Origin of the sequence: Clostridium sp. (assembly GCF_051278035.1) — a bacterium.
Taxonomy (GTDB): Bacteria; Bacillota; Clostridia; order Clostridiales; family Clostridiaceae; genus Clostridium_AD.
The window spans coordinates 92,531-100,089 of sequence record NZ_JBNMNU010000001.1; the positions used below are offsets into that span (position 1 = coordinate 92,531).

A 7,559-nucleotide genomic window follows, 5' to 3' on the forward strand; every position below is an offset into this window, starting at 1 on the left:
CAAAACACACATGGGTAAGAAAGAAAATAAGTTAGTCGTAAAATTTAAGAAATTCATAAGAAAAACTATCAGTAAATTAGAGAAAATAGTTGAACAAGGAAATGACAATTCAGTTGTTTTATTAGTGAGAAGAAAAGATGACGGAGTTTCTTATGTAAAAGGAGATCCGTTGCAAATACATATTTTACTAGAAGAGACAGCAAATAGAGATGATATGTTTGCTCAAGTTTTACAGCAAGTTGCAGGAAGAATTGAAAAAAAAGGTAAAGGTGATTATATAAAGCCAATTTTTAAAGGAGATATTAAAGATAAGACTGTTCGTAATTTTCCAGGAATAAAATCAACTGATGGTGATGGTGTAATTAAATCATTATCTATTGATCCTGAGAAACTTGATAATATGAGCGACAAAGAAATAGATGCTTATCTTGACGAGTACACAAAAAATGCTAGAGATGATTATAGAAAAGGAAAAAATTTACCTTTAGATTTTGACGGAGACGATAGCCCAGAAGAATAAAATACAGGCTAATGGTGTAAAGCTGTCAAAAAAACACAGATTCCTTTGCCTTCAGTGGGCAACAGGATGTGGAAAAACTTTGGGTGCTTTAAAAATTGCAGACAATATATTAAAAAATAATCCTGAAGCAGTAGGATATTTAATTTGCAAAGAAAGTACTCATAAGAAAAATTGGTTAGATGATATAAAGAAGCATAATATGGTTAAAATTGGTAAAACAATGAAGACTGTATTATACGCTTCTTTAAAAAATCAAAAGAAAAAAGCTGATTTTGTAATATTAGACGAATGCCATGCTTTAACTGAAAAAAGAGTTTTAGGACTGAGGAATATACTTCAGCGTGGCACTAGAATAATATTTCTTTCCGCTACTATCCCAGACGAGAAGAAGTATTTAATGAATAATCTTTGTAAGACAGTTTATTATGATACAATTACTTTAAATCAAGCTTTTAAACTTAACCTGTTGCCTGAACCATCATTGATGATTCATGAAGTTAGTTTAAGTGACAAAGTTGTTGATGGAAAGTTATGGGATTTTGTAGCAAGGAAAGCTAAAGGTAAAAAGAAGATAACAAAGTTTTGTAAGCACAACAAAATGTACTACATGATGAAGACTTATCCAAAAGAAGTGGGTATAATTTGTCAGGGAACAGAGACAGAGCATTACAAAGCTATGAGTGATCAAATGTCTTATTATTACAATTTATCACAAGACAGAACAATAGCTTACCCTATAAGAACGGGTTGTAGAAATAAATATCTAAACACAGCTTCAACTAGAAAGAGATTTATAGCTGAGGTTAAAACAAGGTATGTTAAAAGTTTAGTAAAAGATTTTAGATCAACTAGATCTAGATTTATCTGTTTTACAGGTTCTATAAAACAAGTTAAAGAAATAGGTAATGGAAGTGCAGTTCATTCAGACAATGAAGAAGGCGTTAACCAAGGCCTAATAGATTGTTTTAATAGACTTGAATGTGATGAACTATTTGCAGTTAAAATGCTTAGAGAAGGCGTTAATTTAACTAAAATAGAGAAAGGTGTAATAACCCAATTAGATAGTGGAATAGGATCCTTCTTCCAAATGCTAGGTAGATGTCTCAGACATGAGTTTCCTGAATTACATTTATTTGTAATAAAAGATACTCAGGATGAGGTTTACTTTAAAAAATCAATGAAGGGATTTAATCAAAAATACGTAAAATGGGTTTAAATAAAAGAAGAAAAGAAAAAAGTTATAGTCTTGATGAAATGTTTGCTGTAATTAATGATAATTTTATTAGTTCTAGTGAATCTAAAAATACGCCTCATTACGTAGTCAGTCCAACTTGTTTTAAAGATATAGAAAAAAATTTTTTAGTTTGTGATTCAAGAGAAACTGGAAATAATGTTGAAGACTACGAAGGAAAGTTGGAATTTTATTACGGCAAAACAATAATTGAAGCTGTCACTAAATGCTTTGTAGACTTTAGAAAAAATGGATAATATAGTTCTACCAATTGATGATATTGTTAAGAATAAATTATCAATAAATGAATACTTGATACTTTTTAATATAGCTAACAACAACCAACTGTCAGGAATAATTGATAGTAATGTTGAAGCTTTAGTGAGTTTAGAAAAGAAAGGATTTATTAAGATATCTAATAGTAGTTTATTTCTTAGAGAAAAAGCATCTGTATTTTTTGCAGAAGCAAATGATTTGTTTATCAAATGGTTAGAAATATACCCAATAATGGTTAAGAGGAGACACGGCGGAAAAAGAGCTTTGTCTCCTGCTGGAGCCGATACTATTCTTGGTAAAATACTTTCTAAGAAATGGAAAGCTGTATTTAAAAAAGATGTTGATGCTCAGAAAAAAGCAATTAAAGTTCTTGAATTAGATATAGCTCAAAGAACAAAGTCAGGTGATTTAGAATACATGGTTGAAGCTAGAAGATGGCTCAACGAAGGATATCATGAGAAGCAATCATACCTTCTTGATGATGACACTATTGAAAATGAGTATAAAAACGAAGATTACATGTAAAAACTAAAAATATGGAAGATAAATTAATAGAATTTGAAACTGCTAAGTTAGCAAAAGAGAAAGGATTTAATCTTTTAACACCCAAGTATTACACTACAGAAAATCCACATAGTTATCATAAAGATTTAGATGGAGTATGCATTTTAGGATTAATGCATTCTAATACTTTATACAATCCTCAAGATGAGTTAGATGAAGAAACAGGAATAAGTTTCTACAAATTAAATCCTGGAATTATATATGCACCAACACAATCTTTGTTACAAAAGTGGTTGAGGGAAGTTCACGATTTAGATGTCTATGTAATACCAAATGGGAGTAGGGACAAATCTATAAACAAAAGATTATACCATCCTCAAATTTGGGTAAGAGATAAATACCAAACAGAGTTACACAGTAAGCACACTTACGAACAAGCCTTAGAAAAAGGATTAATAGAATCATTAAAACTAATATAATGAATAATGAACTTAAAAAAAGAAAAGAACCATTAGTTGAGAAAGTTGAAAAACCTACTGAATTTGAACTTTTATATGGATTAAAGCTCCATGAAAGATATTGGTCTAGTTTTTCAAGCAAAGATATATTAAGAGTTCCTGGAGGTTGGCTATATTCAGATTGGGATCAAATAAGTGACGAACCTTTAAATTCAGTTTTTGTTTCTTTTGATAATAGCATTATTTAACTTTAAAAACTAAAATAATTATGTTAAAAGCATTTAGATGTAAAATATGTGGTACTGGATTCAGTACTACTGAAGGAAAAGCCCCACCAAGCCCTAGCTGGGAAGATGGTCATGTATGTGAAATGACAGAAGTTGAGTCTAAACTTAAAACTGGTTCACTTATAATAAGCAAAGAATCAAAAGAGAGGGCTCTTGGATATATGAAATTGAGAAAAAAATCTCAATGTCAAGGACATGCTGAGTTTTCAGATGAACAAGAAGAAGCTGTAAAAGAAAGAATGAAAATTATAGCTCAAAATGGTCCAAGTGGGCTTCATTACAAAAGAGAGGAGGACGATTTTCATGGATAAATCTAAAACAATTATTGGTAAAGCAAAAAGAAGACTTAATGAGCTTAAAGAAATTAAAGTTCAAAAAGATTTAGGTAAAATTTTTTGTATACCTTTTGAAAGTTATCCAAAACTAGCGGAATCAGTTCCAGGAATAGTTCCGGGAATGATAACAATGATTACTGCAGGTTCTGGAGTTGGTAAAACTCAAGTAGCAAAGGCATTGGCTGTTAGACAACCTTTAGAATATGCTTTAAAGAATAATATTAAGTTAAAGATATTCTATTTTGCTTTAGAGGAATCAGAGCAAGAGTTTATAGATACTATGATATGTAATTTTATATCATCAAAATGTAATATTAGAATGGATTTATTAACTCTTCAAGGTTATAAGGACAAATCTTTAGATCAGTCTTTAATGACTGTAATAAGTGATAATATTGATTCTGTTGAAAGACTTTTAGATAATGTAGAAATTATAGACTCTGTTTATCATCCTACCGGTATTTACAAGTATTGTCGAGACTACGCTGATAAAAATGGAACTCATCACTATGAAGATAGACAGTTCATTAAAAAGAAGGTTCGTGAAGATGGTACTGAATACACAAAGAAAGAAGTTACTAAAGTTTATAGTCATTATGAACCTGACGATTCTAATGCAATTGTAATAGTTGTTGTGGATCACATAGGCTTACTTGCTCGTGAAAAAGATAAAGACACAGGCAAAATGAAAAGTCTTCATGAAACTATTGCGCAATGGAGTACAACTTATTCTTTAAAACAAATAACTAAACACTGGAAATGGGCTGTTGTAAATATTATACAGCAAGAACAATCTGGCGAGAAAGAGCAATTTACTAATAAGGGAGAGAGTATTCAGAAGAAAACTGAACCCTCCTTAGCGGGATTTGCTAATAACAAAGAAATTCAAAGAGATGCTAAAGTAATAATTGGAGTTTATTCTCCAGACAGGTATGGATTTGAAGAATATCATGGTTATGATGTTAGAAGATTTAGAGACACTATTAGAGCTTTTAAAATACTCAAGAATAGATTTGGCGCTCCTAATAAATATTTTCACTATTTATTTGACGGAGCTACAAATAGATTTAAAGAGTTGCCTAAATCTAGTGAAAAAAGAGAGTTATTAAATTATGAACAATCAGCAGACAAACTGCTAGGAAGAGTAGGTACGCCAAGAACTACAAAAAATTTTGGCCAAAGTTAAATTAATATAAAATGTTTTTTAAAAAAAACTCAGTAAGTAAGCACCAACAGGATAGCGACAATGCTTTCTCGTTATTTAGTAACGTAGTAAAAACACTTGAAAACTCTAATTTAGAGATTCAAAAAGACATTGATGAAGCTCAAGTTCGAATTGATGAAGCAACAAAAAAAAGAATTTCTTTGAAATCAATTAGTAAACGTAATTCTAAACTTAGCAATAAGATTAGTGAATTCTTTAAAGAGTAATGTATCAGTTATTTAAAAAAGACAGTAAAGGTAAAATTAGATTTCTTGATATTGATACAGATGGCGCTACTATAGTGCAAGTATCTGGTATTATTGGCGGAAAACATGTAACTAATGTTAGCATGTGTAAAGCTAAGAATATTGGGAAATCTAATGAAACCTCTGCTGAAGATCAAGCAGAATTAGAAGCTAATGCTAAATTTGTAAAGAAACTTAAAGAAGGATACTTTAAAACCGAACAAGATGCTATGGACAATGTAGTAATCTTACCAATGCTTGCAAAAGTTTTTGGAAAAGAAGAAAAGAAAATTGTTTACCCTTGCTATGCTCAACCAAAGTTAGATGGAATGCGTGGATTAGGTGATTGTAATTATGCTACTTTGACTTCTAGATCTGGAAATGTAATTGAAACTTTGGATCATATTACAACTAAATTCCCTGCAATAGATGTAATACTTGACGGAGAGCTTTATGCTCATGGTAAATCTTTTCAAGAAAACATGAGAATGATAAAAAAATACAGACCAGGTACAACTGAAGCTGTAAATTATCATGTTTATGATCTTGTTTCAGATAAACCATTTGTGGAAAGATACAGGATGTTAAAAGAAATATGTTTATTTAATCCTAAATTAATATTAGTTCCTACAATTGTTATTAATGATAAAGAAGATTTAATGAAATTTCATTCTTTTAATATATCTGAAGGATATGAAGGTACTATTGTAAGATGGGGAGATGAAGGATACAAACTTAATGGAAGAAGCTCTAATTTATTGAAATTAAAAGATTTTAGTGATATAGCTTTGCCATTAATGGATGTAATACCTTCAGACGCAAGACCTGATCATGGTAAGCCTCTATTTTATTGGAAAGGTGCAAAGAATGACACTTTAGGTGCCGGAATTGCTTTGACTCATGAAGAGGCTAAGGATTTATTAGATAACAAAGACTTACATATTGGTAAAACTTGTGAATTAAGGTTTTTTGAGAAATCAGATACTGGAGTTCCAAGACATCCAACTATGTATGGATTTAGATTAGATAAATAATATGGATCCTTTTCAAAGACAATTAAGTTTATTTATAGAACTTTGTATTATTGTTGAAAGAAAATGTTCTCAGTTTAAGAATAATTTTGAAAATGGTTCTCACAATAAATTACTTGATCATTCTTCAGGTAAATGTTTTGGTTCTATTTATTATAATGATAATTATAAAACTTGGACAATTTCAGTTGATAGAATTGAATACAAAAACTATAAACAATCTATAGAATTAAATTTATCAAAAATGAATTCATTTAATGTTTCAGAAGCTGTTGAAATTCTTAGAAATTACTATGATAATTTTGATGATAATTTTAAAGGAAAAAAAAGAACATTAAAAACTAAATTATAATGGCAGGAGATAGATTTAATACAGGTAAGTTGAAATGGAGTTTAGTGTCTTGGAAGGCACTAGCTCCAATGGTTAGAGTTCTAATGTTTGGAGCTGAAAAATATGATGACCATAATTGGAAGAAAGGACTCAAATACACAGAAGTATGTGAGAGCCTTCAAAGACACATCAATGCATTTATTGAAGGTGAAGAGAATGATCCTGAGAGCAAATTATCTCATGTTGGACATATATTGTGTAATGCAATGTTTTTGTCTTATATGAGTATGTTTAAAAAGGATATGGATGATAGATATATAGATAAAAATTTAAAAGATGAATAATTTAGAAAAATTAGAAATTTGGGAAAAAGTAAATAAAAGTGAAAATCTTAAAGATTTGGCTAATATAATTTTATTATCAGCAGATGAATCAGGATTAATACAAGGTAGAACAAGAAAATTTGTTGCACAAGATATGGCAAATATGTGTGTATATTTTAAAAATCTTAGCCCAACAGTATTAACAAGAGAGTTTGGAATAAGACAACAAGCTCTTTATATTTTAAAAACTTATGAGTAGTCAAATATTAGAATATAATCATAGTGATTTTAAAGCTATTTTATCGATAGATTTTGATCTTACTATATGTATGAGTGAATATCCTGAGTTAGGGGTTCAACGTAAGGATTCAGTGTACTATATTAAACAATTAGCTGCAGAAGGATACGGTATTGTTATTAATACATGTAGAAGCGGATTAGCTTTAGCTGATGCAATTAATTGGTTACACGAAAAAAAAGTACCTTATCATTATGTAAATTGCAATTTTCCTCATTTAATAAGTATGTTTAAAGCAGATTGTAGAAAAGTTTCAGCAGATGTACATATTGATGATAAGAATTTAGGAGGTCTGCCAGAATGGTGTGAGATCTATAGTATTATTAAAAGAAAATACGGTGTATAGTTGTGTTTTACAATTATTTAGCGTAAATTTGAACTTTAAAAACAAATAAATATATGAGTGATTTTTTTAAAAGAAAAGAAGCATTAGATGGAAAAGAAAAAAAAGTTGATATAAGCCCTCATGGTGATTATGATTTATCTCAAGAAGATAATCTAGAGTCGTGTGGACTA

Annotated in this window: 13 protein-coding genes; all 13 read left to right on the forward strand. The window is 29.8% G+C overall.

The window, feature by feature from the left end:
• The first annotated feature begins 10 nt into the window (after window positions 1–10).
• The 13 genes from ACJAX4_RS00475 to ACJAX4_RS00535 all read left to right on the forward strand — a co-directional run bounded on the left by ACJAX4_RS00475 (window position 11) and on the right by ACJAX4_RS00535 (window position 7,389).
• Window positions 11–520, forward strand: a complete 510-nt coding sequence (locus tag ACJAX4_RS00475; protein WP_435787482.1) for a hypothetical protein — start codon at window positions 11–13, stop codon at window positions 518–520.
• Complete coding sequence (locus ACJAX4_RS00480; RefSeq protein WP_435787483.1) at window positions 492–1,736, forward strand: DEAD/DEAH box helicase; 1,245 nt, start codon at window positions 492–494, stop codon at window positions 1,734–1,736. The genes ACJAX4_RS00475 and ACJAX4_RS00480 overlap by 29 nt, the downstream gene beginning before the upstream one ends.
• Complete coding sequence (locus ACJAX4_RS00485; RefSeq protein ID WP_435787484.1) at window positions 1,727–2,008, forward strand: hypothetical protein; 282 nt, start codon at window positions 1,727–1,729, stop codon at window positions 2,006–2,008. The genes ACJAX4_RS00480 and ACJAX4_RS00485 overlap by 10 nt, the downstream gene beginning before the upstream one ends.
• Complete coding sequence (locus ACJAX4_RS00490; protein WP_435787485.1) at window positions 2,001–2,552, forward strand: hypothetical protein; 552 nt, start codon at window positions 2,001–2,003, stop codon at window positions 2,550–2,552. The genes ACJAX4_RS00485 and ACJAX4_RS00490 overlap by 8 nt, the downstream gene beginning before the upstream one ends.
• Before the next feature lie 11 nt (window positions 2,553–2,563).
• Window positions 2,564–3,010 (forward strand): hypothetical protein, encoded by a 447-nt coding sequence (locus tag ACJAX4_RS00495; RefSeq protein ID WP_435787486.1) that lies wholly within the window; start codon window positions 2,564–2,566, stop codon window positions 3,008–3,010.
• Complete coding sequence (locus ACJAX4_RS00500; protein ID WP_435787487.1) at window positions 3,010–3,237, forward strand: hypothetical protein; 228 nt, start codon at window positions 3,010–3,012, stop codon at window positions 3,235–3,237. Before ACJAX4_RS00495 ends, ACJAX4_RS00500 begins: the two co-directional genes overlap by 1 nt.
• Window positions 3,238–3,257: 20 nt before the next feature.
• Complete coding sequence (locus ACJAX4_RS00505; RefSeq protein WP_435787488.1) at window positions 3,258–3,587, forward strand: hypothetical protein; 330 nt, start codon at window positions 3,258–3,260, stop codon at window positions 3,585–3,587.
• Window positions 3,580–4,797, forward strand: coding sequence for a DnaB-like helicase C-terminal domain-containing protein (locus tag ACJAX4_RS00510; protein WP_435787489.1), 1,218 nt, complete (start codon window positions 3,580–3,582; stop codon window positions 4,795–4,797). The genes ACJAX4_RS00505 and ACJAX4_RS00510 overlap by 8 nt, the downstream gene beginning before the upstream one ends.
• 244 nt (window positions 4,798–5,041) lie before the next feature.
• The gene (locus ACJAX4_RS00515) at window positions 5,042–6,094 is read left to right on the forward strand and encodes an ATP-dependent DNA ligase (protein ID WP_435787490.1); all 1,053 of its coding nucleotides are present in this window, start codon (window positions 5,042–5,044) and stop codon (window positions 6,092–6,094) included.
• A 1-nt stretch (window position 6,095) separates the two neighbouring features.
• Window positions 6,096–6,443 carry a hypothetical protein gene (locus ACJAX4_RS00520; protein ID WP_435787491.1) on the forward strand — a complete coding sequence of 116 codons (348 nt, stop codon included), beginning with the start codon at window positions 6,096–6,098 and terminating at the stop codon, window positions 6,441–6,443.
• Entirely contained in the window at window positions 6,443–6,766 is a 324-nt protein-coding gene (locus tag ACJAX4_RS00525) for a dATP/dGTP diphosphohydrolase domain-containing protein (RefSeq protein ID WP_435787492.1), read from the forward strand. The genes ACJAX4_RS00520 and ACJAX4_RS00525 overlap by 1 nt, the downstream gene beginning before the upstream one ends.
• Window positions 6,759–7,004: a hypothetical protein gene (locus tag ACJAX4_RS00530; RefSeq protein ID WP_435787493.1), complete on the forward strand. Its 246-nt coding sequence runs from the start codon at window positions 6,759–6,761 to the stop codon at window positions 7,002–7,004. Before ACJAX4_RS00525 ends, ACJAX4_RS00530 begins: the two co-directional genes overlap by 8 nt.
• Window positions 6,997–7,389, forward strand: coding sequence for a hypothetical protein (locus ACJAX4_RS00535; RefSeq protein ID WP_435787494.1), 393 nt, complete (start codon window positions 6,997–6,999; stop codon window positions 7,387–7,389). Before ACJAX4_RS00530 ends, ACJAX4_RS00535 begins: the two co-directional genes overlap by 8 nt.
• Window positions 7,390–7,559: the final 170 nt, after the last annotated feature.

Bases quoted from the DNA above. Each gene is read 5' to 3' on its own strand.
- ACJAX4_RS00490 (WP_435787485.1), top strand. From the start codon at position 2,001: ATGGATAATATAGTTCTACCAATTGATGATATTGTTAAGAATAAATTA.
- ACJAX4_RS00505 (WP_435787488.1), top strand. From the start codon at position 3,258: ATGTTAAAAGCATTTAGATGTAAAATATGTGGTACTGGATTCAGTACT.
- ACJAX4_RS00510 (WP_435787489.1), top strand. From the start codon at position 3,580: ATGGATAAATCTAAAACAATTATTGGTAAAGCAAAAAGAAGACTTAAT.
- ACJAX4_RS00500 (WP_435787487.1), top strand. From the start codon at position 3,010: ATGAATAATGAACTTAAAAAAAGAAAAGAACCATTAGTTGAGAAAGTT.
- ACJAX4_RS00495 (WP_435787486.1), top strand. From the start codon at position 2,564: ATGGAAGATAAATTAATAGAATTTGAAACTGCTAAGTTAGCAAAAGAG.
- ACJAX4_RS00520 (WP_435787491.1), top strand. From the start codon at position 6,096: ATGGATCCTTTTCAAAGACAATTAAGTTTATTTATAGAACTTTGTATT.
- ACJAX4_RS00525 (WP_435787492.1), top strand. From the start codon at position 6,443: ATGGCAGGAGATAGATTTAATACAGGTAAGTTGAAATGGAGTTTAGTG.
- ACJAX4_RS00515 (WP_435787490.1), top strand. From the start codon at position 5,042: ATGTATCAGTTATTTAAAAAAGACAGTAAAGGTAAAATTAGATTTCTT.
- ACJAX4_RS00530 (WP_435787493.1), top strand. From the start codon at position 6,759: ATGAATAATTTAGAAAAATTAGAAATTTGGGAAAAAGTAAATAAAAGT.
- ACJAX4_RS00485 (WP_435787484.1), top strand. From the start codon at position 1,727: ATGGGTTTAAATAAAAGAAGAAAAGAAAAAAGTTATAGTCTTGATGAA.
- ACJAX4_RS00475 (WP_435787482.1), top strand. From the start codon at position 11: ATGGGTAAGAAAGAAAATAAGTTAGTCGTAAAATTTAAGAAATTCATA.
- ACJAX4_RS00535 (WP_435787494.1), top strand. From the start codon at position 6,997: ATGAGTAGTCAAATATTAGAATATAATCATAGTGATTTTAAAGCTATT.